Raw genomic sequence first — 23,538 nt, forward strand, 5'->3', positions numbered from 1 at the left:
CACGCACGGGGGATCGCCACCGCATGTCCAGCAAGCCGAGAATCGCAGTCCTTTTCGGGGGACTTTCCTCCGAGCACGAGGTTTCGCTCATGTCCGCCGCCAATGTCGTCGGCGCCATGGATCGCACCCGCTACGAGATCGTCCCCATCGCCGTCACCCGCAGCGGCGAATGGCTGATGATCGACTGGGACGGCGCGACGATGCCTTCGGCCGTGCCGGCGACCGGCACCGGCGTTTGCCTGCTGCCGGGCGGCCGCGGACGGATGATGGCGATGCCGCCGGCGGGCGCGGCCTATGAGTTGCCGCCGGTCTCTGTGGTGTTTCCGGTGCTGCATGGCCTGTTCGGCGAGGACGGCTCGGTGCAGGGGCACTGCGAGGTCGCCGATGTCGCCTATGTCGGCTGCGGAATTCTCGGCTCAGTCGCAGCGCTGGACAAGGACATCGCCAAGCGGTTGCTTGCGGATGCCGGGCTTGCGGTTGCCCCCTCGGTGACGCTGCGGCGCGGCGAACCGGCGTCGTTCGAGACGATCTCGACGACGCTCGGGCTACCCGTCTTCGTCAAACCGGCCCGGCAGGGATCGTCGGTCGGCGTCGGCAGGGCACGGACGTCCGACGAGTTCACCGGGGTCCTCAGCGACGCCTTCCGTCATGACGACAAGGTGCTGGTGGAAACCTTCGTCGACGGCCGCGAGATCGAATGCGCGGTGCTGGAGGATGCCGACGGTTCGCTGGTCGTCTCGCTTCCCGGCGAGATCGTGCCGGCCGAAAAGCACGGCTTCTACAGCTACGACGCCAAGTACATCGATGCCGACGGCGCCGTCGTCAAAGTACCCGCCGATCTGTCGGACCAGGTGGCCGCAAGCATCCGCGAAATCGCCCGCCGCGCCTTTCTGGCGCTCGGCTGCGAGGGCATGGCCCGTGTCGACGTCTTCCTGCAGGCCAATGGGACGGTCACCATCAACGAAGTCAACACCATCCCCGGCTTCACCAACATCAGCATGTACCCAAAAGCCTTCGCCGCCAGCGGTATCGACAACACCGAACTCATCGACCGCCTGATCGCCCACGCACTGCGCCGCGATAGCGCGCGGCGGTCTGCGCCGTAAAAGAGAACCGGGGGGCGGCGGCTTTGGCGGTTGCCCCCCGTGTTTGCACCCTCCCGGGACATCAGAATGCTTGCGTTTCATGCTAGCATTTGCTATCCTTATTCATGAACAGCAGGCATCGCAGAACCCTGGTCGCCGTTTTCAAGGATCCGGTGCTAGGCACGATCGCCTGGGCCGACCTAGAGGCGCTTTTGCTGGCGTCCGGATGCCGGGTTGTCGAAGGCAACGGTTCGCGTGTCCGCTTTGAAAAAGATGGAAAGCTGGCTTTTTTTCATCGGCCGCACCCCGTCAAGGAAGCCAAGCGATATCAGGTCAGGGATGCGCGGCTCTATTTGCAGGAACTGGGAATAACACCATGAGTATCCTCACCTACAAGGGCTATTCCGCACGCATCGCCTTCGATGCGGAAGACGAGATATTTTTCGGTAACATCGCCGGCGTGCCTGACGTCATCGGTTTTCATGCCGACAGCGTTGCCGCTCTCAAGAAGGCTTTTCACGAGGCGGTCGACGATTATGTCGAAACCTGCCGGAAGCTCGGGCGGGCGCCGCACAAGCCCTATTCCGGCAAGATGATGTTTCGCGTCGATCCCGAGATCCACGCCCGTGCCGCAAAGGCCGCAGAACTTGCGGGAAAAAGTCTCAATCAATGGGCCGAAGAAGTTCTGGACAAGGCCTCTGCGGCCTGATCTCCCTGCTCGCCGCCGGTCGGCAACCCACTGCGCTTCGACGATCTCGGAGACGGAAGATCGATGAACAGATGGCGCGCAGCTTTATCGGTTTGCAGTCGGCGCAACGAGCCCTCCACGGTGCGGGTGATACACCGCCTTAAGTTGCCTTGGCTGTTCGTGTCCGTCCCCATTGGCAGGTGCGCCTTGGTGGCAAGCACCGCAGTATCGCGGCGTCCCTTCGGCTTTGCCGACGATCTCCTCGGATTCGTTATGGCTGTCGTAATCTGCGGCGTCGCTGCGCCCAGGCAGTAGGGGCTGACCTTGACGCAGGTTTTTCCGAGATTTCTATAGTGCCTGATCTTTTCCATTTGTGGTTTTGAGATCGGACTGCTTGCTCTCGACCCGACCCAGCGGTTCCGCGCTATCGGCCAATGCGGCGCAGGCGGTCGGCCAGGCATCGTCCTCCGGGTAGAGCGCGGTGCGCAGGTACGCCCAGCTCATCCGTTGCACCAATGCGACGCGGGCCGGATCTTCGTCGGTCGTTTCGGCCGCATCGTAGCCGGCAATGCCGCCGAGCCCATGTTCGCCGCCAAACAGCGTCAGCAGGCTCTTCGGGCCGGGGCTGAAGGCGTAGGGGTCGGCATGCCAGTCGGGGCCCCGCACCGTGAGATGCGGTGAAACGTCCCGGTCACCGGCGATGACCAGTGCCGGTGTTGTCATATGGTCGAAGCGGAATGTCGTGAAGAAGGGGTACCTCTCGGCCGCAGCAGCGCTGAGGTCGGCCCCGCCATTACCGGGTGCCGCCAGCAGCACGCCGGCGCTGATGCGCGGATCCGCAACATTGATCGCTTTGCCGTCATGCTCATCCGTCAGCTGCGCGCCCAGCAGCATCGATGCCGTATGCCCGCCCATCGAGTGCCCGGCAACGGCGACCCGGCTGCGATCAGGCGACCGCGGAGTTCCGGAACGCAGGCTTCGATCAACTCCAGCTGGTCGAGGATAAATGTCATGTCCTCGACGCGCGATCTCCAGAACAGCGGGGCGCCGGGATCGCTGCCGACGATATGGCTCAGGGTCTTCGAACTGAGATGGGTGGGTTGGATGACGACGAAGCCGTGCGCCGCCCAGAAATGGGCCAGCGGACCGTAGCCGTTCATCGAGGACAGATGGTTCGACCGTCCGTGCCCGTGCGACAGAAGGATGATCGGAAGGCAGGTTCCGGTAACGGGAGCAGAGATGCGCATCTGCAGATCGACCGCACGGCCCGGCGCGGGCAGGATAACCGGGCAGATGGAGACAACCGCGCTGGCCTCGTTGATGGGGATCGTCCCTGCTGGATCGTTCATTGGCATGTCCTTCGGTATCCTTTGGTGGTCAATTCTGCCGGTCCGTGCTAACTTAATTAAACGGAGCAGTGTTCCGTTTTATACGGAACGGCGTTCCGTTTTGCAAGTGGGTATGACTGTGCGCGATGAAACGAATGACAAACCGGAGGGGGCGGGCGAAACGGAACGTCCGGATCGCCGTGTGCGCGCCGATGCCCAGCGCAATCTCGACGGCCTGTTGAAGGCAGCAATGGCGGTATTTTCCAGTTCCGGCGTCGATGCTCCGGTCCGCGAAATCGCGACCAGGGCGGGCGTCGGCGTCGGCACGTTGTATCGACACTTTCCCCAGCGCGCCGATCTGGTGGCGGCTGTCTTCCGGCATGAGGTGGACGCCTGTGCGCAGGCTGCCGCAACACTTGCCGCAGAACACGCGCCTGGCAAGGCCTTGGCACACTGGATGCAGCGCTATGCGGGCTTCATCGCCACCAAGCGCGGTCTCGCCTCGGCGCTGCACTCCGGCGATCCGACGTTCGAGACCCTCCCGGGCTATTTCCAGCAGAGACTGCAGCCCGCGTTGCGAAACCTTCTGGAGGCTGCGGCAGCTGCCGGTGAAGCGCGCACGGATGTCGACGCCGAGGAATTGCTGGGCGCTGTCGCGCGTCTGTGCATGTCCTCACAGGATAATGATCCGGACCATGCACGCCGGATGGTGGCCCTGCTGTCCGACGGACTGCGCTACGGCGCGCGCCGAAACACGCCCGGATAGTCGCCGACGATGCCGTCGCCATCCACCTCGATTTCGGCGCTGAACCCGGTCGACAGGCCCTCGTAGCGGAAACGCTTCTCGCCAAGCCTCGTATAGCGCTGCTCGACCGCTTTCACAGCGAGGTCGGGCACGGAGACATAGGCGACTTTGATCGTTCCGGTCTCACCGACAGCGAGGTCGAGCCTGCGGATGGGCAGGGTGTTGGTAAACGGCGTGGCCGCGATGTCGACGTCGATGCAGCCTGAAAGCCCGGCAAGCTCCATGCCATCGGCACCGCTCCAGCGCCCGTGTCCGTCCGACACCAGGTGCAGTGCCGGACCGTCGATCATCTGCATGCTGGTCTCGCGCACGCGCCACTGGAGATCGAGGGTCAGCATGTAGGAAAGGCCGAAGCAGCAATCGTCGCGCTCGCCGATCACCAGGCTCCGGGCCGCAATCCGCGTTTCGTCATCGGCAACGGAGAGATGCTCGAGCCCCTTGCCGTCCCAGTCCGTCCACCGCACTATCCGAGCCATCGCCCCATCTCCCATGCTTCTCCAGCGTCGATCAGCACTATGGCCGACGGGTTCACTGCTTCAAGCCTGCGTCTTGCAAGTGGCTGCACCGCGCCGGTGGGATGCCTCCCGGACGAGATCGCGAGGATTAACCAGGCCCATCGTCGTTCCCCTCAGCCCAGTGCCTGCAGGTAGCGCATGCCGGTGACCGGGCGGGGGGTGAAGTCCAGCTGTTCGTAGAAGCGGTGGGCAGCGACGTTGCCGGTGGCGGCGCTGACCGAGAGGTAGCGGCAACCGGCCTTGCGGGCGGTCTCGCGGGCGCGGTCGACCAGGTGCTGGCCGATGCCGTGGCCGCGATGGCCGTCGCGCACGAAGAGATGATGCAGGTCCATGCCGCGCTGGCCTTCCTGCGCCCTGTAGAGCGGCACGAGGATGGCATAGCCGAGGAGGCCTTCGGCTGAATCGGCAACCAGCGCCGTGATCCACGGCAGGGGGCCGAAGAGATCGCGTTCCAGCTGCTCGGGCGTCGTCGCGGCCGCATCGCCGTGATGGGCTGCCAGCAGGGTGATCATCGCGTTGAGGTCTGGCAAGTCCTCGCGCCTGGCGGCACGGATAGTCAGCACCGGAGGTCTCAGGAGAGATATTTCACTGTCTTCGAGCATGGTCTGCGTCCTGTGTGGAGTGCCGTCAGGACGCTGTCGCATACAACAAAGCCGCCTGACGGCGGCTTGTTGACAAATATGATCTGCCGGCCGCCCTTCTAGAGGTACAGCCAAAAGTACGAGCGGGTGATGAGCGCGTGTGTGATCATGGGGAAGAGATGATCCGAAATGGTGGGGATGTCAAGGGGAGGGGGTGATTAGTGAGCAGTGATTAGTGAGTAGAGGCAGTAGGCAGTAGGCAGTAGGCAGTAGGATTTGAGCATTAGGTAGGCGCTTTGAATATAAGTAGCAGAAATTGTGAGATCAGCAGTCATAGGCAATAGCGCATTCAAGTTGCCGTTAGATATTGATGGCGACTTGATTCAACACTCTGTTAGAAATAGCGACTGCCTACTGCCTACTCACTACTCACTACTCACTAAAGCCACCCCCTCCATGCCCCGCATGCTCCGTCTCGCAGAGCCCATGGTCGGAGAGGGCTCGGATGACGTAGCAGTCTTCTATGCTGTGGCCGTTGCAATGGGATACGATGCGTTCCAGTTCGTTTTCCAGCTTCTTCAGGCGGGCGATCTTTTCGCGGACGTCGGCAAGGTGCTCGCGGGCGATCTGGTCGGCATCGCGGCAGGGCCTTTCCGGATGCTGGCTGAGGGTGATCAGCCCGCGGATCGCCTCGACCGTAAGGCCGAGATCGCGGCCGTGGCGGATGAAGGCCAGCCGCTCCACATCGGTCTCCCCGTAGCGCCGCTGGTTGCTGTCGCTGCGCTCGGGAGCGTCGAGCAGCCCGACCTGCTCGTAGTAGCGGATGGTCGGCACCTTGACGCCGGCGCGCTTCGACAATGTCCCGATCGACAGCATGGCGAAATTTCCTCTTGTTCCTCTAGTCGCTAGAGGGATTAGATAGGATGTCACACAGGTTCTTGCAACTAAACCAGCCCGATAAGAAAGGTGACATCATGAGCGCTTCCTGCGGCCACACCCACGGTCCCTTCGATGGCATGTCGGATACCTACAAGACGCGCCTGTGGATCGTCATCGCGCTCAACGGCATCATGTTCTTCGTCGAGATGGTCGCCGGCCAATTGGCCCGGTCCCAGGCGCTGCAGGCGGACGCACTGGATTTCTTTGCCGATTCCGTCACCTACGGCATCTCGCTGGCCGTCATCGGCGCTTCTCCCCGGATCCGCACCATGGCGGCGGCGGGCAAGGGCATCAGCTTGTTCCTGATGGGCCTGTTCGTCTGCGCGGCCACCATCTACCGGGTCTTCGTGGTCGGCGTGCCGGAAGCGCCGGTCATGGGCATCATCGGCTTCCTCGCCCTGCTTGCCAACCTTGCCACCGTCGTGCTGCTGGTCAACTACAAGGATGGCGATGCCAACGTGCGCTCCGTCTGGCTCTGCTCGCGCAACGATGCCATCGGCAATGTCGTGGTCATGGCGGCAGCTCTCGGCGTCTGGGGCACCAACACGGCTTGGCCGGATCTCGCCGTCGCGGCCGTCATGGCAGGCCTGTTCCTGACCTCTTCGGTACAGATCCTCAGCCACTCCTGGCGCGAATGGAAAGCAGCCGGAACCGGCGGTGTCGCAGATACCCATGATCACGAAGGCCACGACCATGCCGGCCACAATCATGCCGGCCACAGTCATGGGGGCTGCTGCTCTCACGACCACGCCGCCGGCGATAGCCACGACCATAAGCCTGCCGCCGCACACAGCCACTGAGGCTGCTGCTCTCCCGGCTTTCGTCAACTCTCCGAACGAAATCAGCCCATTGCATTTGCGTGCAATGGGCTGATCCGTGTCTGCAGCTTTCGAATAACGTCGACTAGTCCTGGCGCAGCTTTGCGTCGACGCTGACAGGGCCTGGGCCCGATGTCACGAAGTAGAGGAACAGGAAGCAGAAGACGACGGCAGCATAGCCGCCGTTTTCGGTCGGGAAGAAGCTCTTCGGAAAGTGGGCGATGAAGTAGGCGGCCGCCATCTCGCCGCTGAGCACGAAGGCCACGACCCGTGTCTGGAAGCCGATCAGGAACAGGAAGCCGAGGATAAGCTCGATCAGCCCCGCGACCCATGGTAGCGAGCCCTCCGGCGGCATGAAGACGCCGGCGTGGAAATGGAATATCTTGGCAGTGCCGAACGAAAAGATGACCAGGCCAAAGACGATGCGCAGGAGGCTGAGCACGTAGGGCTGGGCGGAGGATAGTTGCTGTTTCATAATCTTCTCCGGTGGTTGGGCTTTGTCGGTTGATGAGCAGCGTCCGCCGATACTCTTGAAAAAAAACCCCATAGCGCGACACTCTGCCGCCGCCAAGCCGACCGGCGGCGACAGACTGTTCACAGGTTCGATCTTCCTCTTGCGAAGACAGCCAAGGCAACGCCGATCCGCCAGGTGTCATTCAGCCACCCTCCGCATCGTCATCCTCGGGCCCGAGGTACCCCTCCGGATCGTCATCCTCGGGCTAGACCCGAGGACTCACGCCACGGCCTGCAACTGAGCCTCGCCATTGTGCAGGAAGCATGCCTTGGTGAAGAGGCCGAGGTCGATGAGGTTGGGAAGGCGGATATCGGAGATATCCGGCAGGCGCCGGCTCTCGGCATCGAACGACCGGTCGATCTGCGAGATGAATCCGAGGACGATGCCTGTCTCCTTCGCAAAACTGCCCAGTGCGGCAATCTGCTCGGAGAGCACGGGTTTTTGGCGGTTCTGGTCGAGAATCTGCAGGTAGTCGATGATCGCGATCGTTCCAGGCTTGGACCCTGCCAGATGCCGGATGACGTAATCCGCGCTGATATCGTCGGACGTGACGACCTCCAGCCTGTCGCAATCGGTGCGATCGTCCTTTTCGAGCACGCCGATATGCTTGCGCACCTGCTGCTCCGTCATTTCGAGCGTGAAAAACACCGCCCTTCTGTCGTCGCCGATGGCATCCACCAGAAGCTGCAGCCCGAGGCTGGTTTTGCCGTGTCCCGGTCGCCCCGCCACCAGCAGCAGGTCACCGTTTTCGAGCCTGGACAATATCGTTTCCGACAACGACCGGACGGCCATGCGCGACGAGAGCATGCTCCATCGGGCAAACCCCTCGTCGCGGGCAATCTGGTCGAGCGCCTGGTTGAGCGGAACGCCAGAGCTCCGGGCCATCAGCTTTGCCCGCCGCTTCAGCTGGAATATGGGTGCAGAAAGTTTCATGCGTAACCTCCATTGCGAGCCAAAAACGCAAACCCTCCGCATGCGATGCCCGAACAGATGGTTCGATGAACGTTTGTCACCCTGCATGTATGATGCTTCCCCGAATGGAGGGGGGAGGCGCGGGCCTAGCCTTCCCCAAAGACTAGCCACCGTCGTGAGTCGCGGCAAGCGCAAATGCGGCTGATCTCAGGCTCGACCGACTCAGCGCCCCCATGGCTCGAACGTGTCGGGAAGATCGCGCCAGCTTTCGGGCGTGAAGGCATCGGCTTTTATCAGGCAGGCATCGAGTTGCTGCCTGATCCAGTCTTCGTCCATCGGATCGGCGCCGATAAAGACGATTTCCTGCCGGCGGTCGCCCCAGACCGGGTCGATATAGGTTTCCATCAGCCGCACGGTATCCGCATCCTGAGGCCAGCGCTCGCGTGGCACCGATGCCCACCAGAGACCCATGTTCGCGGTTCGAACCATGGCACCCGCCTGGCTGAGTTCGCCCACATGGTTCGCACGCGTCGCCAGCCAGAAGAAACCCTTCGAGCGCACCACACCCGGCCATGGTCGATCCAGAAATGCGCGCAGCCTTGCGGGGTCGAAGGGGCGCTTTTCACGATAGACAAAGGAGCGGATGCCATATTCCGCAGTTTCCGGAATATGGTCTTTGAAGCCATGAAGCTCCTTGAACCAGAGCGGGTTCGTCTCTGCCTTTTCGATGTTGAAGAGGCCGGTTCCGAGAACGTCGCCGGGAGCAACCGCACCAAAATCCGCTTCGATCAAGCGTGCGTCCGGATTGAGCCCGACGATGATCTTCCTCGCGGCATCGCGCTGCGCCTGCGTTGCACTGCCGACCTTGTTGAGGACGACCACGTCGGCAAATTCGATCTGCTCGACCAGCAGATCGACAATCGTCCGGTTGTCTTCCTCGCCCGCCGTTTCGCCTCGATCCGCAAGGAAAGCTGACGATCCATAGTCCTTGAGCAGGTTGGCGGCGTCGACGACGGTCACCATCGTGTCGAGCCTGGCAATATCGGAGAGGCTTTCGCCGGCCTCGTCGCGGAATTCAAAGGTGGTGGCAACCGGCAGCGGCTCGGCAATGCCGGTGGATTCTATGAGCAGATAGTCGAAGCGACCTTGCTCGGCGAGCTGGCGTACCTCTTTCAGCAGGTCGTCGCGCAGCGTGCAGCAGATGCAGCCGTTGGTCATCTCAACCAGCTGCTCGTCGGTACGCGAAAGATTGGCGCCTCCATCGCGCACCAGCGCCGCATCGATATTGACCTCGCTCATGTCGTTGACGATCACCGCAACCCGCATTCCCTCACGGTTTCCGAGGATATGATTGAGCAGCGTGGTCTTGCCGGCACCAAGGAAGCCGGACAGGACGGTAACGGGAAGTCTCGAATTCATCGCCAACCTCAATATACGTTATAACATTACAATAATTTTGCCTGGAATTTTGTCAAGCAGGTTCCGGTGGGAGAATAGGGCGCCCTGGGGTTTGGCGCCAATGACTGTCCGGCGGCAAGGTCAGTTGGTGTTCATGGTGGAGATCAAAATTCCGTCAGTTGACCCATCGCCATCGGGATGATCTGCCATAGATGGGCTGTTACCGACCAAGAGCGAAAGGACAGAAAAATGAGTGCTTATGTGGTTTTCGTGCGCGACCGGATTACCGATCCGGAAGAATTCGCCACCTATGGCAAGATGGCGCCGCGGGCGGCGGAGGGGCGTGAGATGAAGCCGCTGGCCTTCTACGGGGCCGTCAAGACGCTGGAGGGCGCCGCAGTCGACGGGTCCGTCATCCTCGAGTTTCCGACCATGGAAGCAGCGCAGGCCTGGTACGACAGCCCGCTTTACCAGGAAGCCGTCCAGCACCGCTTCAAGGGTGCCGATTATCGCGTCTTCATCGTCGAAGGAGTCGCTGGCTGAACGGCGACAAAGGGCGAGCGCCCTGGAAGGCTCCCGCCTGTTGAAATTTGCGGGGCAGGGCGGGTACTTGGGGAAACTACGCTCACCCACGCGCCACCTGCGCCAGACCCGCGCCATATTCCCTCGTTAGGTGGGGGAATACGAACCTTTCGGAGGAAAGCATGCCTGCATCCATCACCCGTCGCCTGCTTCTGGGCTCGGCCATTCTCGGCCCCATGGCGGCCCTGCTGCCGCAGCAATTGATGGCGCAAACAACCCCGCCGCCCGTCGTGCCGCAAGACCCGGCGCCCCCCGTGCCGGAACAGCCGGCGCCGCCGTCCGACAAGACCGAGGAGGATGCCGGCGCCCAGCTGGCAGCGCTCGAAAAGCGCACCGGCGGACGGCTTGGCGTCGCCGTTCTCGACACCGAAACCAATATTTCGCTCGGCAACCGCGAGACGGAACGCTTTCCGATGTTCAGCACCTGGAAGGCGCTGGCGGCAGGCTTCGTGCTTGCCCGTGTCGACCAGGGCAAGGAAAAGCTCGATCGCCGCGTCAGCTTCGGCAAGGAGGCGCTCGTTGCCTATTCGCCGGTCGCCGAAAAGCACGCGGCAACCGATGGCATGACCATTGCGGAGTTGTGCGAGGCGGCAGTCACCGTCAGCGACAACACTGCCGCCAATCTTCTCCTCGACAGCTTCGGCGGCCCGGCGGCGCTGACCGACTGGCTGCGCACGACCGGCGATACCGAAACCCGCCTGGACCGCCGCGAGCCGGAATTGAACGAGGCGAAGAAGGACGATCCGCGCGACACCACCACACCGGACGCCATGCTCGATACGCTTGGCCTCTTGACCCTCGGCAACACGCTGTCGGATGCCTCGAGTACGATGCTGACGGGCTGGCTGGTCGCCGCCACCACGGGCAAGGATCGCCTGCGCGCCGGCCTGCCTGCGGAATGGAAGGTGGGCGACAAGACCGGCACCGGGGCTCAAGGCATGGCCGCAGACATCGCCATCGTCTGGCCGCCCGAGCGCGGCCCCATCCTGGTGGCCGCCTACATCGCTGATGCAACGGCACCGACGGCCGAGATCAACGCCGTCTTTGCCGAGATCGGAAAAATGGTCGCCGGCATGGTCGGCAGTTCGGCCGAAGAGCAGTAAGTACTGTAAATTCAAAGCGCTACGGGAGAGATGCGAATCTTTCCCGTAGCGACTTCACCTGATGAATGCGGCAATCAGCCGAGTGAAACCGCAGCGCTTCCGCCGTCGCTTTCGTCCTCGCCTGTAGCGGACATGCTGGCGCCTGCCTGCTGCTTTATCTGGCTGGCGATCTGGTCGTTGATGGCCTTCTGCTGGTCGGCCGGCAGTTGCGAGAACTGCTCTTCCGTCATGTTCTGCTGTTCCAGATATTGCGAGCGGATCTTGTCCGCCGGCGTCATGTCCGCCCATCTGGAGAATTGCGACAGGATATCGTCGTCATCGTCAGAACCGGCGGCGCTGCCGCTGTCCGTCGCATCCGTGCCGTCGGCGGCTGCCGCAGTGGTCGCATCGGTGGTCGATCCGCCCGACTGGCTCTGCCAGAAGAAGGATGAAATCGAGTTGGCAACGCCGGCGCTGCTGATTGACGGTGCAGTCTTCTTCTCGCTGCTGTCTTCGTCGTCGGGCAACACGAAGGGCGTGTCGTCGTCGGAGTCCGTATAGGACTGGCTGAGGAGCGGCGCACTGTAACTGCTTTGGCTGCTGTGTACCTTCATGATCGTATCTCCTGAAATCTGATGCCCACCCTGCCACGGCAAACCTGTCCGGGCCTTGTGGCTCAGGGCGTCCCGCCACAAAAAACTCCCCGTCGTTGCCAACGGGGAGGAGATGATTTCTGGCGATAGCGACGCCTGCGTTATGGCAGCGTATAGGCCATGACGTAGTCGCCGGGCTTGGTGCCGATGGATCCGTGGCCCCCGGCGACGATCAGCACATACTGCTTGTTGTCGCCTGCCGTGTAGGTCATCGGCGTCGACTGGCCGCCGGCGGGAAGGCGGCCCTTCCAGAGCACCTTGCCGGTCGTCAGGTCGTAGCCGCGGATATAGTTGTCAACCGCTGCTCCCATGAACACGACGCCACCCTTGGTAATCATCGGGCCGCCGATGCCGGGAACGCCGACATTGAAGGCCAGCGGCAGTGGCGTCATGTCGCGCGTCGTACCGTTCTTGTGCTTGTAGACGGTCTTGCCGGTCTTCAGGTCGACGCCGGCGACATAGCCCCATGGCGGAGCCTGGCAGGGGATCTTCAGCGGACCGAGGAACGGTCCCATGAAGACGCCGTAAGGCGCGCCGTCATTGCGGTTGAGGCCCTGTTCGCTGCCTTTCTGGTCCTGACCCTTCGGCGGGATCTGGCTGGCCGGCACGAGCTGCGATGTGAAGGCGAGGTAGGTCGGCATGCCGAACATCACCTGGCGTTCCGGATCGACGGCAACGCTGCCCCAGTTAAAGGTACCGAAGTTACCGGGATAGATCAGCGATCCCTGCAGCGATGGCGGCGTATAGCGGCCTTCATAGCGCAGTTCGTGGAACTTGATGCGGCAGGCAAGCTGGTCGAACAGCGAGACGCCCCACATGTCCTTCTCCTGCAGTGGCGGCGGGCTGAAGGTCAGGTCGGAAATCGGCTGCGTCGGCGATGCATGATCCTCGGGGATGGTGCCGCCCGGAGCAGGAATTTCCTTGAACGGGATGACAGGCGCGCCGGTGCGCCGGTCGAGCACGTAGATATCGCCCTGCTTGGTCGCGCCGACGAGCGCCGGAACGGTGGTGCCATCCTTCTGGGTGATATCGATCAGCGACGGTTGAGCCGGCACGTCCATGTCCCAGAGGTCGTGGTGGACGAACTGCTGGACCCATTTGACCTGGCCGGTGGCGAGATCGAGGGCTGCGATCGACGACGAGAACTTCTCGACGCTCGGGCTGCGTCCCATGCCGAGCTGGTCCGGCACCTTGTTGCCGAGCGGCACGTAGATGAGGCCGAGGGCTTCGTCGGCGCTGGAGACCGACCAGCTGTTCGGAGAGTTCGTGGTGTAGGTCTGGCCGGCCGGCAGCGGCGTCGTCACGTCAGGATTGCCGCTGTCGAAATTCCACACCAGGGCGCCGGTGTTGATGTCGAATGCGCGGATGACGCCGGATGGCTCCTGCGTCGAGTAGTTATCGTTGACGGCACCACCGACGATGATCATGCCCTTGGCGACGACAGGCGGCGAGGTCGAGTAATAGTAGCCGGCCGGATTGTACTTCATGCCCTGGCCGAGATCGAGCGTACCCTTGTTGGCGAACGTCTCGCAGACCTTGCCGTTGGCGGCATCCAGCGCGATCAGGCGAGCGTCCGAGGTCGGCAGGTAGACGCGCTCGGCGCAGGCCGAGCCGGGCTGGGCGGCCACGTCGTGATAGTAGCTGACACCGCGGCAGGTCTGATGCTGTCGGTTCGGGTTCATGCCGGAATTGGGGTCGTAGCGCCATTTTTCCTTGCCCGAGGCCGCGTCCAGCGCAATCGCCAGATTGTGCGGCGTGCAGAGATAGAGGCTGTCTCCAACCTTCAGCGGCGTCACCTGATAGGTGGTTTCGCCGACGTCGTCCGGGCGCTTCACATCGCCGGTCTGGTACTGCCAGGCAAGCTTCAGGTCGGCGACATTGGCCGGCGTGATCTGGGCAAGGGGAGAGTAGCGCTGGCCGTATGGCGTGCGGCCATACTGGTGCCATTCGCCATCGGGCATGTCGCCGCCCATCGGGGCATTGGCGGCAACCTCGGTCGGCAGGGCGCCTGCTAGGTCATGCGGATCCGTTGTCATCGAATAGCCGGCAACAAGCACGGCGATGATCACCGGAATGGCGAGCGGCCAGGGGTTGGCGCCATAGGTATGGCCGGTCGGGCTGCGGAAGCCGAGCGGCTTGCGGATCCACGGTGTCAGCAGCCAGAGGCCAAGCACGATAATCAGACCGCCACGCGGCCCGAGCTGCCACCAGTCGAAGCCGACTTCCCAGACCGCCCAGCCAAGTGCTGCCAGAACGAGGACGGCATAGACCCAGAGAGCGGACGAACGGCGCATCCACAGCAGGACGCCGGTGACGATGAACATCACACCGGCAAACAGGTAGAAGGGACTGCCGCCAAGGGCAACCAGCCAGCCTCCGCCGCCGCCGAGCGCAAGCCCGATCAAAATGAAAAGAAGGGAGGTAATCGTGACCGCCATCGAGCAATCTCCGCTGAGAGGGAGCCGCGCCGCCGGAGAGCGCGCACGGCATGTGGGGCCGAAAGCCGGCCCTGTCAGCGACGCAGATAGCGTGTCATCCGTGCCTTTCAATAGCCACAATCAAAATAAGGTAGCCTGGCTATGTATTTTGCTGTCCACCTATTTGAAATGGGCACTTCATGTGCCACAGGTCTCGATGCGAAACCGTGTCGGAAATTGGCGCTTACAGAGAAAGAGAACCCGGAGATGCGATTAAGAACTGTTGGCCTATGGGTGGGTCTCGGGTTTTTGGCCGGTTGCGCTGGGACTCCCGACCCAGCCAAGGTTGCCGCCCAGCAACAGCAAGGATCGGCCCAGATTTTCGCAAAAAAGAAACAGAAGGGCTCTCTCCTTCTCGTCCGAATGATCGATTCCCCGTTGTTGGGCGATGTGAATTGTGGCGGTTACATCACTCTACGCAAGATCAAGGCGGGTAAGCCTGACGAAACGGAGCCGCCTGTGTCCGTCAGTTCTGCGGCCGCGTATCGGTTGCCAAATCCAAACAAACTGTCTCTCGGTCAGCTGTTCGCCGCGACCGCACAAAGATATGAGAGATGGTTCGTGGCCGTGGAGCCTGGTCGCTACGCCATTACGTACGCAAATTGCAGCTATGGAGACATGACCATCGAAGCGGGAGGTGACACCGATGGCGTCTTCGGTCGAGCATTGAGCTATGTCGCTCCTTTTGGAGGTGAGAGCACAATCACGATTGGCCAGGGTCAGATTGTTGACGCGGGGTATGTTCGGCTGACAGGAACGCGCAGCGATCCCCGTGTGGTGGGAATGGAAGCCACATCCGCCGAGCGCGACCTTATGAGAAGCGCCATGCCGGACGTCTATCCCGCAATTACTTTCACAAAATTCGGTATGTAGGCGCTCAAGCAAGCAGGGGGCCAGTGCGTTTGACGGTCCTCTGCCCCTACCTCAGGTCCCACAGAACGTCTGCATAACCCGCTCTGCCGGCTTCGGTGACTCGGCGTAGGCTGCGAAGGCAGGCTGGTCCTCGTAGGGCTTCGCGAGCACATCCAGCAGCGCATGAAACAAGGAGAGGTCGCCTTCCTCTACGGCAGCGACGATTGCCTGCTCTATTCGGTGGTTGCGCGGGATGAAGGCGGGATTGACCGAGCGCATGGCCTTGGCACGCTGTGCAGCCGTCTGCGGATCGCGTGAGAGGCGCTCCCGCCAGCGGTGGAGCCAGGGCAGGGCAGCATCCGGGTTCTCGAATGTTGCCGCAAACGCCGCCGTGGCGGCGTCGTCCTCGGCGACAGCAGCAAGCCGGCGGAAGGTGAGCGTGAAATCGGCTTTCTCCGCCTGCATCAGGGCCAGCAACGCCTGGATGAGATCCAGATCGCCATCCTCTTCGCCGCCAAGACCGATCTTGCGGCCCATGCCGGCGAGCCAATGGGCCTGGAAGCGCGGGCCAAACCCCTTGATCACCTCGTTGGCGAGCGACGCCGCCGTGTCGGGATCGTCGTCGAACAGCGGCAGCAGGGTTTCGCCGAGCCGCGCCAGGTTCCACTGGCCGATACCAGGCTGGTTGGCATAGGCATAGCGCCCCTGCCTGTCGATCGACGAGAACACGGTGGCCGGATCGTATTCGTCCATGAAGGCGCAGGGCCCGAAATCGATGGTCTCGCCCGAGACAGTCATATTGTCGGTGTTCATCACCCCATGGATGAAGCCGACCCACAGCCAGCCGGCAATCAGCGCCGCCTGCCGCTCGATGATCGCCTCGAACAGCGCCAGGTAGGGGCGGATACTGTCGCGCGCGTGCGGATAATGCCGTTCGATGACATAGTCGGCCAGCGCCCGCGTGCCCTCGACATCGCCGCGCGCGGCAAAGAACTGGAACGTGCCGACGCGGATATGGCTGCCAGCCACCCGGGTGAAAACAGCGCCCGGCAACGCCGTCTCGCGGTAGACCGGCTGGCCGGTGGATACCAGCGCCAGCGCCCTTGTGGTCGGCAGGCCCAGCGCATGCATGGCTTCGCTGACCACATATTCGCGCAGGGCCGGCCCAAGCGCCGCCCGCCCGTCGCCGCGCCGCGAAAACGGCGTCTGTCCGGCACCCTTCAGCTGTATGTCGCGGCGTCTGCCGTTGATATCGATGACCTCGCCGAGCAGGATTGCCCGCCCGTCGCCAAGTTGCGGCACGAACCCGCCGAACTGATGCGCGGCATATGCCATCGCCAGCGGATCGGCGCCATCAGGCACGATGTTGCCGGAGAAGATCTCGGCACCGTCCCGCTGCAACGCCGCCACATCGAGCCCGAGCTCGATCGCCAGCGGCTCGTTCAGCATCAGCAGCAAAGGCGCCGCCGCCGCTGACGGCAGCTGCCGGGCGAAAAAGTGCTCCGGCAACCGGGCATAGCTGTTGTCGAACGGAAATGTTGCAGCAGGCGCCGCGCTGTCTTGAATGGATGAGCTCATGAGGGAAAGGTAGGGCGCCGCCCGGGCGGCTGCAAGGCGCTTGTTCGGCCCGCTGTTTGGTCTTACGTTAACGTCTCAACCGGAAGGCGCTCCAGCCATGAACCAGAAACTCAGCATCACGCTCCCCGCCGAGATGGTCGAGGCCATCAATGCGCGGGTCGAGGCAGGGACCTATGGTTCGGCCAGCGAGGTGGTTCAAGCGGCGATAAGGGCGCTTGTCGAGCAGGACGAAGATTACGCCGCGCGCATCTCTTCCCTCCGCGCCCGGGTCCAGGCTTCGATAGACGATCCACGACCCGATTTAACGGGGGCGGAAGTCAAGGCGCACATCGAGGCGTTCTTCGAAAGTCGCCGGTGATTTATGGATCGCCTGATTGTCAGATACCGCCCTCAGGCCGATGAGGATTTGCTCGACATTGCCGCTTACATTCTCGATCGAAGCCAGAATATCGAGACGGCACGCGCATATATCGACCGTCTCTATGCCCGATGCGAACGGATAGGACACGCCCCGAACGCGGGAGTACTGCGCGAAGACCTCGGTGCCGGTATCCGGATGGCAGTCTTCGAGCGGCGGGTTGTCATCCTCTACCGCGTCGAGGCAGACATCGTCTGGATCACCAACATCGTCTCCGGGGGGTGCGACTACGAGACCTTGTTCACGGACCGCCGCCCGGACCCCGAGGGTCCCGCCTAATCGTTCACCAGCGCCAGGATCAGCTGCTGCATCTTGCCGCCCTGGCCCATTTCCACCTTGTCGAAATCGCGGTTGCGCTGGCGTTCGCGGGCGGAGATCTCTCCCAGGCGCTTCGTAAGCTCGACGCGGATCTTGCGGCAGTCGGGATCGTTGGCGACGGTAAAGCCGATGCTGGTCGCCTCGATCTCGTGCACCATGTCGCGAATGAAGCCGCCATGCACCTTTTCGTGCGCGGCGACGCCGGCAATGAAGGTCTGCCATTTGGCATTGACGTCGGGCGGCAGAGGCGAAGACGGTTTTGGCAACGTGTAGATGATCGTCAGCTTCGGTACGGCCGAGACCAGCACGCAGGACGACGCCTGTGGCTGGTAGTTGCGTGTCCAGGTCAGCTTGAACGTCGTATGCGCGATCACGCGGCTGCCGCCCAACTCCGGGCCTCGAGCGCCGATCGAGGCGTAAAGCTCGGGCGTCGTCTTGCCGGAGATCGCATAGGGCCTTGTCGTCTCGACGGCCTGCCAGTCCGCCATCGCGGCGATGGGTACCAGCGTCAGGGCCAGGGCCCAGATGCCCGTCAGAATGCCTGCTCTCACCAAACTTGCTCCGTCGCATTTCAAGGTCGGTGCCTACAGGCCGCAAATCCGGGCTTCGATCAAGCGGAATCGTGGATCGGGTCAACCACCCGATGCCATCGGCTAGTTTGTCGCCACGACGGTCGGCTGCTCTGCCGAGAATATCGGTTTCTGCTTCCACAGCTTGCCGGCGAGCATCTCGGAAGAGCCGAGTTCGAAGATCGACCGCATGTAGGTCGCGTTGAACGGGTCCGACATGCTGTAGGCATATTGCCTGTCGATCGAGGCGAGGTGAAAATTGATACCCGTCCGCATGGCGTATTCATAAAAAGCCATCACCGAGGCCCGCGTCTGCGATTTTATCAGCATCGCATAGGCGCGCGCCATGACCGGCAACGTGCTGTCGGCCGTATTTGAAAATTCCGGCATCAGTGCGTTGTTGATCAGCACATAGACGTTGAAATCACGGGGCTTTTTTGGCGGATGGCCGTCTGCTTCGGCAAGCACGGCATCGGGGATCGTCAGCACCTGCGATGCCGAGCCGCCATCCGAGTGCATTTCCTGAAACGAGCGGTTGCCGACATGGGTCTTGATCATCACGGCGGGATAGACACCCGGCACGCTGGCCGAGGCGATCAGCACATCCTGGAACAGCTTCAGCGCATCCGGCTGGCCACTGGCCGCAATCGCCCCCATGTTCCAGACCACCGGACGCTGCGAATCGAGGTTCGACGTCAGCACCAGCAGTCGCCGGCCGGCCTTATGCTCCGTGGCTACGGCCCGCATGACATCCGCCGTAATGTATTCCTCGACCATGCGTCGCAGTGGCTCCTGCTTCAGCAGGCTTTTGCCGAGTATGGCGTTGGGCAGCCAGCGCCGGTCCACCAGGTCGCTGGCGACACCGCTGGTATAGAGTTTGACCAGAGGCGGGTCGTAGGACGATCCGAGGAAAGCGAAAGGAGCGATCAGGGCGCCGGTGCTGACGCCGCTGACGATGTCGAATTTCGGCCGGGTCCCAAGTTTCGTCCAGGCATCTAGCACGCCGACGCTGAAGGCGCCGCCCGATCCGCCGCCTGAAATAACAAGGTAATCCAGCTTCTTTGCCGTCGCCGGCGGCTCCCAGCCTTTCACGCCGGCAAGCTCGGTCGGACTGGCATCGAGATAGGTCCGGATATTGTTGAACCCCGCCACCTGCGCCTGCACGGCGTCCTGCCTGACATAGGTGACGCGCGCGTTGCCGACGCAGCCGGTGAGCATCGCCAGGCAGGCGAGTGCAAGAATGCACGCCTGTCCGAACCTTATCCGGCGCCGTGCCGATTGCGATGCCAATCCTTGCAATCCCCTGCCTCCGCCGCAATCGACGTCAAGCTTGATGAATAGCGCGGCGAAGCGGCCCCGTTATGTTGGCGCGGTATCTCAACATTTCCGTAATAAACCGGGGATTTCCATAAACCGCCTTGGGAAAGGCGAAAAACGCATTCACCGCGCCGACGACGCAGGTTATGGTCCAGCCCGAAAACATTCACTGGACTGGATCCCATGACCGATACCGTCACCGACCGCTTCCTCCGATACGTCGTCATCGACACCCAGTCGGACGCAAGTTCCTCGACCCAGCCGACCACCGAAAAGCAGAAGACGCTCGGCCGGCTGCTGGTGACGGAACTGCTGGCCATGGGCATGGAGGATGCCCATCTCGACGAGCACGGCTATGTCTACGCGACGGTGCCTGCCAACACCGACAAGAATGTGCCGGTCATCTGCTTCTGCTCGCACATGGACACCGCACCGGATTTCACAGGCACCGACGTCAAGCCGCAGCTGATCGAGAACTACCAGGGCGGCGATATCACGCTCGTCGGCGATCCCGCGCGCGTTATCCGCGTCAGAGAGCACAAGGCGCTGGCCGACCAGATCGGCAACGACATCATCACCACAGACGGCACGACGCTGCTCGGCGCCGACGACAAGGCGGGGCTGGCCGAAATCATGACGGCGGCGCGGACGCTCATCGACAACCCCGACATCCGCCACGGCACGATCAAGCTGCTGTTCACGCCGGACGAGGAAGTCGGCCGGGGCGCCGACAAGGTCGATCTCGAAAAGCTCGGAGCCGCCTTCGCCTACACCGTGGATGGCGAGACCGCCGGCCATATCGAGGACGAGACCTTCTCCGCCGATGGCGTCGAGATCACCATTGCCGGCGTTGCCATCCATCCGGGCTTTGCAAAGGGGCGCATGGAAAACGCCATCAAGATCGCCAGCGCCATCGTGGCCGGCCTGCCAAAGGACCAGGCACCGGAAACAACATCGGGCAGGGATGGCTTCGTCCACCCCGTTGCCGTCACCGGTTCGATGGAAAAAGCGACCATCAGCCTGATCGTCCGCGATTTCGACGATGCCGGCCTTTCTGCCAAGGAAGAGATGCTGAAAACGCTGGTCGAAACCGTCCTGAAAGACTATCCGGGCTCGACCCACACGTTCACGGTCAAACAGCAATACCGCAACATGAAGCAGGTGCTTGATCGTCACCCCGAGATCATGGAAAACGCCGTCGAAGCGATCCGCCGGGCTGGCATGGAGCCGGTACGCGGCAGTATCCGCGGCGGCACCGACGGCTCTCGCCTGTCTTTCATGGGCCTGCCATGCCCCAACATCTTCGCCGGCGGCCATGCCTTCCACTCACCCTTGGAATGGGTGAGCCGGCAGGACATGGAAAAAGCGGTGAAGACGTTGGTGGAACTGGCCCGGGTCTGGGAGGAGCGGGCGTAGGGCAATACGGCGTGGGGCCAGAGGCGCTGAAATCTGCTGCCGTCGCTAAGCGAAAATCACCGGCGCCTTTCGCAGCCACCGATCCTCCGTCAATTGTGCCACCGCGAACGTTGCCACACTTTGCCGTGAAATCGATCCGCCGTGGAAACCGGACAGATCGGTCAGTGCCTGCACCGTCTGCGCTTCCTGCTTGTCGTTGAGCACGGCTGGCCGGAGGATCACCCAGTCGAGGCCGCTCTCGCGGATCACGGCTTCCTGCCGGTCCTTGTCCTGATAGACCTTTCTGAGCAGGATCGGCTGGATCAGCCGGTCATAGACGAAGCCGCCGTGACCCTTGCTGTCGCCGGCACCCATGCCGGTGATGCAGACAAGACGCCGCACGCCGCGGCGTTTCATCGCCGCGATCAGCGCTGCTGTCGATTGCGACAGCAGCGTGATTTCCTTGACCGGCCCGATGCCGGTGCCGAGTGCGCTGATCACCGCGTCGCAGCCGTCGAGTGCGGCAAAATGCGCGGCCTCGTCGCGGGCATCGCCGTCGAAGAGCACCGCTCCTTCAAGCTGCGCTGCCTTCTGTCTTGAGCGCACCAGGGCGACGACGCTGTGGCCCTGCGCTTGTGCGGTACGAACGATGGCCTGGCCGGTTCCCCCGGTGGCGCCGACGACGAGAATTTTCATGGGATCAACTCCTTGATGGGTGCTGCAGCTTGCTCAGGCCTTTGCCCAGACAGCGGCTGTCTCGGTTGCAAAGGCACGATAGGATGTCAGCGGCCGGCCGAGCATGGCCTCCAGCCGTTCGACGTCGCCGGCGTCAGGGATCATGCCGTCGCTTTGAAAGCGGCGGGCCATCAGGGCGAGATCGTAGGCGGCCCAGCTTGGCGAAAATTGCTTCAACATCGCTTCGAACGCTCCGGTATCGTCGCCACCATAGGCAATCGGCTTGCCAAGTACATCCGACCAGATCGCCGCGACCCGCTCGCCCGTCAGGCTGTCCGGGCCGACGACGTTGATCGTCGTGCGTGGTAGCGGGTCTGGGGCGCGCTCGCGGCGCAGCAGTTCGATGACCGCCAGATCGGCGATATCGCGGGTCGCCACCATCGACAGGCCACGACTGCCAATCGGCATGCCGTAGACGCCGTGCTCGATCAGCGCCGTCTTCTGTTGCCCGTCATTGTCGATGAAATAGGCCGGACGCAGGATGGTGGCCGCCATGTCGAATTGCTCGATCATTCGCTCGACGGTGAATTTGCCGGTGAAATGCGGCACGTTGGTGTAGAGGTCGCTGTGAATGACCGAGAGGTAGACGATCCGCTCGATGCCGGCATCGCGGGCAAGGTTGAGGGTGATCAGTGCCTGCGTGACTTCGTCCGGCGTCACTGCGTTGAGCAGAAACAGCGTCGAGACGCCTGCCAGCGCGGCGCGCATCGTATCGATATCCATCAGGTCGCCCTTGATGACAGTTACGCCGGCCGGGAATTTCGCCTTTGCCGGATCGCGGGCCAGCGCATGCACATCCGCGCCTCTGGCGGCCAGTCCAGCCACCACCTGCCTGCCGAGGTTTCCGGTGCTTCCAACAACAAAGATTGTCATGCTCATACTCCTTTTCGAGATCGCCACCGGTCGCGTGAGTGCGCCGCCGTGATGTCGACCTGAAGTTAATCGATCCATTGCCATGCAAGTAGTCCGAGAATATAGATGGGGTGTCTCACTGATGGAATGATGCCGATGGACCTGCTTGCGATTTCGGATTTTAATCTCGTCGCCACCCATGGCGGTTTCGGGCTTGCCAGCCGGGCCAGCGGCCGGCCGAAGGCGACGCTGTCGCGGCGGGTTGCCGAGCTGGAGCTGGCCCTTGGCGTGCGGCTGTTCGAACGGGGAGCAAAGACACTGCGGCTGACCGACGAGGGTCGTCGTCTGCACGAAAAGACCGGTGGGCTGCTTGCGGAAATATCCGAGGCTGCCGATGAGGTCAGCAACGGCTCGGCGCAGCCGCGCGGCCGCCTGCGGGTCAGCGCGCCGGTATTGTTTTCGCATATGGCGATGGGTCGGATCGCTGCCGGCTTTGCCAAGGCCTATCCGGAGGTGCGGCTGGAGGTAACGGCAGAAGACCGCGATGTCGACATGGTCGAAGAGGGGTATGACGTGGCGATCCGGGTCAATCCCGCGCCGGATGAATTGTTGGTAGGCCGCCGCTTCCTCCACGACGACCTGCTGCTTGCAGCCGTGCCGACGCTGTTGCCACCGATGGCTGACAAGGGCGAGCAGCCGCCACCGCTTGCCGCCGTCGTGCTGGAATCGTTCGGCCTACGAGCGGCCTGGACGACCGTAGATCCGGCCGGCGGCCGGACCTTTGCGCCCGATCCGGTCCTTCGCCTCGGGACTATGATCATGGTGCGCGATGCCGTGCTGGCCGGCGCCGGCGCCGGACTGCTGCCAAAGTCGCTGATTTCAGGCGACCTCGCCAGTGGCCGTCTTGTCTCCTGGGGCAGTGTCAGCCCGTCCGAAACCGCCATCTGGGTACTCTACAGCTCGCGTCGCCTGCTGAGCAGCAAGGTCTCCGCCTTCATCGCCCATCTCCATGCCACCTTCCCGAACGGCACGGCAGAAGAACTGGGAGCGATGTTTGCGGGCTGACATGCCGGCAATGGCGCCTGGGCCTGACGAGGGGTGAACCTTTTACGACCGCGCCACGTTAT

27 protein-coding genes are annotated in these 23,538 nt (G+C 62.5%); 12 read left to right on the top strand and 15 right to left on the bottom strand.

Annotation, left to right across the window (positions count from 1 at the left end; all coding sequences use genetic code 11):
- Positions 1–23 precede the first annotated feature (23 nt).
- The 3 genes from J5289_RS07290 (at position 24) to J5289_RS07300 (ending at position 1,794) form a co-directional block, all read left to right on the top strand.
- The gene (locus tag J5289_RS07290) at positions 24–1,106 is read left to right on the top strand and encodes a D-alanine--D-alanine ligase family protein (protein ID WP_209206617.1); all 1,083 of its coding nucleotides are present in this window, start codon (positions 24–26) and stop codon (positions 1,104–1,106) included.
- A 104-nt stretch (positions 1,107–1,210) separates the two neighbouring features.
- Entirely contained in the window at positions 1,211–1,465 is a 255-nt protein-coding gene (locus J5289_RS07295) for a type II toxin-antitoxin system HicA family toxin (protein WP_209183191.1), read from the top strand.
- Positions 1,462–1,794 (top strand): type II toxin-antitoxin system HicB family antitoxin, encoded by a 333-nt coding sequence (locus J5289_RS07300; RefSeq protein ID WP_209183192.1) that lies wholly within the window; start codon positions 1,462–1,464, stop codon positions 1,792–1,794. The genes J5289_RS07295 and J5289_RS07300 overlap by 4 nt, the downstream gene beginning before the upstream one ends.
- A 327-nt stretch (positions 1,795–2,121) precedes the next feature.
- Here the strand turns inward: J5289_RS07300 and J5289_RS07305 are convergent, their stop codons facing one another.
- Positions 2,122–2,688: a hypothetical protein gene (locus J5289_RS07305; RefSeq protein WP_209183193.1), complete on the bottom strand. Its 567-nt coding sequence runs from the start codon at positions 2,686–2,688 to the stop codon at positions 2,122–2,124.
- Positions 2,646–3,122 carry a hypothetical protein gene (locus J5289_RS07310; protein ID WP_209183194.1) on the bottom strand — a complete coding sequence of 159 codons (477 nt, stop codon included), beginning with the start codon at positions 3,120–3,122 and terminating at the stop codon, positions 2,646–2,648. The genes J5289_RS07305 and J5289_RS07310 overlap by 43 nt, the downstream gene beginning before the upstream one ends.
- Positions 3,123–3,240: 118 nt before the next feature.
- Between J5289_RS07310 and J5289_RS07315 the strand changes: the two genes are divergently transcribed.
- A complete protein-coding gene (locus tag J5289_RS07315) occupies positions 3,241–3,867 on the top strand; it encodes a TetR/AcrR family transcriptional regulator (protein ID WP_257623368.1) in 627 nt (208 codons plus the stop codon).
- Here J5289_RS07315 and J5289_RS07320 read toward each other — a convergent pair.
- From J5289_RS07320 to J5289_RS07330, 3 genes are all read right to left on the bottom strand, one after another.
- Positions 3,837–4,382 (bottom strand): putative glycolipid-binding domain-containing protein, encoded by a 546-nt coding sequence (locus tag J5289_RS07320; protein WP_247749016.1) that lies wholly within the window; start codon positions 4,380–4,382, stop codon positions 3,837–3,839. The two genes, J5289_RS07315 and J5289_RS07320, sit on opposite strands and share 31 nt — an antisense overlap.
- A 152-nt stretch (positions 4,383–4,534) precedes the next feature.
- Entirely contained in the window at positions 4,535–5,023 is a 489-nt protein-coding gene (locus J5289_RS07325; RefSeq protein ID WP_142824333.1) for a GNAT family N-acetyltransferase, read from the bottom strand.
- Between the two features lie 411 nt (positions 5,024–5,434).
- Positions 5,435–5,878 carry a helix-turn-helix domain-containing protein gene (locus tag J5289_RS07330; RefSeq protein ID WP_209183196.1) on the bottom strand — a complete coding sequence of 148 codons (444 nt, stop codon included), beginning with the start codon at positions 5,876–5,878 and terminating at the stop codon, positions 5,435–5,437.
- 98 nt (positions 5,879–5,976) lie between these two features.
- On the opposite strand from J5289_RS07330, the gene J5289_RS07335 reads away from it, so the two are divergent.
- The gene (locus J5289_RS07335) at positions 5,977–6,741 is read left to right on the top strand and encodes a cation transporter (protein ID WP_209183197.1); all 765 of its coding nucleotides are present in this window, start codon (positions 5,977–5,979) and stop codon (positions 6,739–6,741) included.
- Between the two features lie 103 nt (positions 6,742–6,844).
- Here the strand turns inward: J5289_RS07335 and J5289_RS07340 are convergent, their stop codons facing one another.
- The 3 genes from J5289_RS07340 to J5289_RS07350 form a co-directional block, all read right to left on the bottom strand.
- Positions 6,845–7,234 carry a DoxX family protein gene (locus J5289_RS07340; protein WP_209183198.1) on the bottom strand — a complete coding sequence of 130 codons (390 nt, stop codon included), beginning with the start codon at positions 7,232–7,234 and terminating at the stop codon, positions 6,845–6,847.
- A 258-nt stretch (positions 7,235–7,492) separates the two neighbouring features.
- On the bottom strand, positions 7,493–8,206 hold the full coding sequence (locus tag J5289_RS07345; RefSeq protein WP_209183199.1) for a DNA helicase: 714 nt from the start codon (positions 8,204–8,206) through the stop codon (positions 7,493–7,495).
- A gap of 201 nt (positions 8,207–8,407) precedes the next feature.
- On the bottom strand, positions 8,408–9,604 hold the full coding sequence (locus J5289_RS07350; protein ID WP_209206615.1) for a GTP-binding protein: 1,197 nt from the start codon (positions 9,602–9,604) through the stop codon (positions 8,408–8,410).
- A 228-nt stretch (positions 9,605–9,832) separates the two neighbouring features.
- Between J5289_RS07350 and J5289_RS07355 the strand changes: the two genes are divergently transcribed.
- Both J5289_RS07355 and bla read left to right on the top strand, forming a co-directional pair.
- Positions 9,833–10,126, top strand: a complete 294-nt coding sequence (locus J5289_RS07355; protein ID WP_111220278.1) for a DUF1330 domain-containing protein — start codon at positions 9,833–9,835, stop codon at positions 10,124–10,126.
- Between the two features lie 161 nt (positions 10,127–10,287).
- On the top strand, positions 10,288–11,268 hold the full coding sequence (bla, locus tag J5289_RS07360; RefSeq protein ID WP_209183201.1) for a class A beta-lactamase: 981 nt from the start codon (positions 10,288–10,290) through the stop codon (positions 11,266–11,268).
- Between the two features lie 74 nt (positions 11,269–11,342).
- Here bla and J5289_RS07365 read toward each other — a convergent pair whose 3' ends face one another.
- Both J5289_RS07365 and J5289_RS07370 read right to left on the bottom strand, forming a co-directional pair.
- Positions 11,343–11,861 carry a hypothetical protein gene (locus J5289_RS07365; protein ID WP_209183202.1) on the bottom strand — a complete coding sequence of 173 codons (519 nt, stop codon included), beginning with the start codon at positions 11,859–11,861 and terminating at the stop codon, positions 11,343–11,345.
- A gap of 140 nt (positions 11,862–12,001) precedes the next feature.
- Positions 12,002–14,338 (bottom strand): glucose/quinate/shikimate family membrane-bound PQQ-dependent dehydrogenase, encoded by a 2,337-nt coding sequence (locus J5289_RS07370; RefSeq protein ID WP_209183203.1) that lies wholly within the window; start codon positions 14,336–14,338, stop codon positions 12,002–12,004.
- 141 nt (positions 14,339–14,479) lie between these two features.
- Here J5289_RS07370 and J5289_RS07375 point away from each other — a divergent pair, with 141 nt between their 5' ends.
- The gene (locus J5289_RS07375; RefSeq protein ID WP_247749761.1) at positions 14,480–15,250 is read left to right on the top strand and encodes a hypothetical protein; all 771 of its coding nucleotides are present in this window, start codon (positions 14,480–14,482) and stop codon (positions 15,248–15,250) included.
- 51 nt (positions 15,251–15,301) lie between these two features.
- On the opposite strand, the gene J5289_RS07380 is transcribed toward J5289_RS07375, so the two are convergent.
- On the bottom strand, positions 15,302–16,807 hold the full coding sequence (locus tag J5289_RS07380) for a YdiU family protein (protein WP_209206614.1): 1,506 nt from the start codon (positions 16,805–16,807) through the stop codon (positions 15,302–15,304).
- A gap of 97 nt (positions 16,808–16,904) precedes the next feature.
- On the opposite strand from J5289_RS07380, the gene J5289_RS07385 reads away from it, so the two are divergent.
- Both J5289_RS07385 and J5289_RS07390 read left to right on the top strand, forming a co-directional pair.
- Positions 16,905–17,165, top strand: coding sequence for a type II toxin-antitoxin system ParD family antitoxin (locus tag J5289_RS07385; protein ID WP_209183205.1), 261 nt, complete (start codon positions 16,905–16,907; stop codon positions 17,163–17,165).
- Positions 17,166–17,168: 3 nt separating this feature from the next.
- A complete protein-coding gene (locus J5289_RS07390) occupies positions 17,169–17,504 on the top strand; it encodes a type II toxin-antitoxin system RelE/ParE family toxin (RefSeq protein ID WP_209206613.1) in 336 nt (111 codons plus the stop codon).
- On the opposite strand, the gene J5289_RS07395 is transcribed toward J5289_RS07390, so the two are convergent.
- Together J5289_RS07395 and J5289_RS07400 are read right to left on the bottom strand one after the other, a co-directional pair.
- Positions 17,501–18,031: a DUF922 domain-containing Zn-dependent protease gene (locus J5289_RS07395; RefSeq protein WP_209187424.1), complete on the bottom strand. Its 531-nt coding sequence runs from the start codon at positions 18,029–18,031 to the stop codon at positions 17,501–17,503. The genes J5289_RS07390 and J5289_RS07395 overlap by 4 nt on opposite strands.
- Before the next feature lie 165 nt (positions 18,032–18,196).
- Positions 18,197–19,402 (bottom strand): patatin-like phospholipase family protein, encoded by a 1,206-nt coding sequence (locus J5289_RS07400; RefSeq protein ID WP_307877415.1) that lies wholly within the window; start codon positions 19,400–19,402, stop codon positions 18,197–18,199.
- Between the two features lie 210 nt (positions 19,403–19,612).
- Between J5289_RS07400 and pepT the strand changes: the two genes are divergently transcribed.
- Complete coding sequence (gene pepT, locus J5289_RS07405) at positions 19,613–20,845, top strand: peptidase T (protein ID WP_209183206.1); 1,233 nt, start codon at positions 19,613–19,615, stop codon at positions 20,843–20,845.
- A gap of 45 nt (positions 20,846–20,890) precedes the next feature.
- Here the strand turns inward: pepT and J5289_RS07410 are convergent, their stop codons facing one another.
- Both J5289_RS07410 and J5289_RS07415 read right to left on the bottom strand, forming a co-directional pair.
- A complete protein-coding gene (locus tag J5289_RS07410) occupies positions 20,891–21,520 on the bottom strand; it encodes an NAD(P)-dependent oxidoreductase (protein ID WP_209183207.1) in 630 nt (209 codons plus the stop codon).
- Between the two features lie 33 nt (positions 21,521–21,553).
- Positions 21,554–22,432 (bottom strand): NmrA/HSCARG family protein, encoded by an 879-nt coding sequence (locus J5289_RS07415; RefSeq protein ID WP_209183208.1) that lies wholly within the window; start codon positions 22,430–22,432, stop codon positions 21,554–21,556.
- Between the two features lie 135 nt (positions 22,433–22,567).
- Here J5289_RS07415 and J5289_RS07420 point away from each other — a divergent pair, with 135 nt between their 5' ends.
- Positions 22,568–23,476 carry a LysR family transcriptional regulator gene (locus tag J5289_RS07420; protein WP_209184079.1) on the top strand — a complete coding sequence of 303 codons (909 nt, stop codon included), beginning with the start codon at positions 22,568–22,570 and terminating at the stop codon, positions 23,474–23,476.
- Positions 23,477–23,538: the final 62 nt, after the last annotated feature.

This window comes from Rhizobium sp. B230/85, from assembly GCF_019355735.1.
Classification (GTDB): domain Bacteria; phylum Pseudomonadota; class Alphaproteobacteria; order Rhizobiales; family Rhizobiaceae; genus Rhizobium; species Rhizobium rhododendri.

Excerpts from the sequence above, each read along its gene's own strand:
- J5289_RS07290 (WP_209206617.1), top strand. The coding sequence starts at position 24 with ATGTCCAGCAAGCCGAGAATCGCAGTCCTTTTCGGGGGACTTTCCTCC.
- J5289_RS07295 (WP_209183191.1), top strand. The coding sequence starts at position 1,211 with ATGAACAGCAGGCATCGCAGAACCCTGGTCGCCGTTTTCAAGGATCCG.
- J5289_RS07300 (WP_209183192.1), top strand. The coding sequence starts at position 1,462 with ATGAGTATCCTCACCTACAAGGGCTATTCCGCACGCATCGCCTTCGAT.
- J5289_RS07305 (WP_209183193.1), bottom strand. The coding sequence starts at position 2,688 with ATGGGCGGGCATACGGCATCGATGCTGCTGGGCGCGCAGCTGACGGAT.
- J5289_RS07310 (WP_209183194.1), bottom strand. The coding sequence starts at position 3,122 with ATGAACGATCCAGCAGGGACGATCCCCATCAACGAGGCCAGCGCGGTT.
- J5289_RS07320 (WP_247749016.1), bottom strand. The coding sequence starts at position 4,382 with ATGGCTCGGATAGTGCGGTGGACGGACTGGGACGGCAAGGGGCTCGAG.
- J5289_RS07325 (WP_142824333.1), bottom strand. The coding sequence starts at position 5,023 with ATGCTCGAAGACAGTGAAATATCTCTCCTGAGACCTCCGGTGCTGACT.
- J5289_RS07330 (WP_209183196.1), bottom strand. The coding sequence starts at position 5,878 with ATGCTGTCGATCGGGACATTGTCGAAGCGCGCCGGCGTCAAGGTGCCG.
- J5289_RS07335 (WP_209183197.1), top strand. The coding sequence starts at position 5,977 with ATGAGCGCTTCCTGCGGCCACACCCACGGTCCCTTCGATGGCATGTCG.
- J5289_RS07340 (WP_209183198.1), bottom strand. The coding sequence starts at position 7,234 with ATGAAACAGCAACTATCCTCCGCCCAGCCCTACGTGCTCAGCCTCCTG.
- J5289_RS07345 (WP_209183199.1), bottom strand. The coding sequence starts at position 8,206 with ATGAAACTTTCTGCACCCATATTCCAGCTGAAGCGGCGGGCAAAGCTG.
- J5289_RS07350 (WP_209206615.1), bottom strand. The coding sequence starts at position 9,604 with ATGAATTCGAGACTTCCCGTTACCGTCCTGTCCGGCTTCCTTGGTGCC.
- J5289_RS07355 (WP_111220278.1), top strand. The coding sequence starts at position 9,833 with ATGAGTGCTTATGTGGTTTTCGTGCGCGACCGGATTACCGATCCGGAA.
- bla (WP_209183201.1), top strand. The coding sequence starts at position 10,288 with ATGCCTGCATCCATCACCCGTCGCCTGCTTCTGGGCTCGGCCATTCTC.
- J5289_RS07365 (WP_209183202.1), bottom strand. The coding sequence starts at position 11,861 with ATGAAGGTACACAGCAGCCAAAGCAGTTACAGTGCGCCGCTCCTCAGC.
- J5289_RS07370 (WP_209183203.1), bottom strand. The coding sequence starts at position 14,338 with ATGGCGGTCACGATTACCTCCCTTCTTTTCATTTTGATCGGGCTTGCG.
- J5289_RS07375 (WP_247749761.1), top strand. The coding sequence starts at position 14,480 with ATGTATTTTGCTGTCCACCTATTTGAAATGGGCACTTCATGTGCCACA.
- J5289_RS07380 (WP_209206614.1), bottom strand. The coding sequence starts at position 16,807 with ATGAGCTCATCCATTCAAGACAGCGCGGCGCCTGCTGCAACATTTCCG.
- J5289_RS07385 (WP_209183205.1), top strand. The coding sequence starts at position 16,905 with ATGAACCAGAAACTCAGCATCACGCTCCCCGCCGAGATGGTCGAGGCC.
- J5289_RS07390 (WP_209206613.1), top strand. The coding sequence starts at position 17,169 with ATGGATCGCCTGATTGTCAGATACCGCCCTCAGGCCGATGAGGATTTG.
- J5289_RS07395 (WP_209187424.1), bottom strand. The coding sequence starts at position 18,031 with ATGGCGGACTGGCAGGCCGTCGAGACGACAAGGCCCTATGCGATCTCC.
- pepT (WP_209183206.1), top strand. The coding sequence starts at position 19,613 with ATGACCGATACCGTCACCGACCGCTTCCTCCGATACGTCGTCATCGAC.
- J5289_RS07410 (WP_209183207.1), bottom strand. The coding sequence starts at position 21,520 with ATGAAAATTCTCGTCGTCGGCGCCACCGGGGGAACCGGCCAGGCCATC.
- J5289_RS07415 (WP_209183208.1), bottom strand. The coding sequence starts at position 22,432 with ATGACAATCTTTGTTGTTGGAAGCACCGGAAACCTCGGCAGGCAGGTG.
- J5289_RS07420 (WP_209184079.1), top strand. The coding sequence starts at position 22,568 with ATGGACCTGCTTGCGATTTCGGATTTTAATCTCGTCGCCACCCATGGC.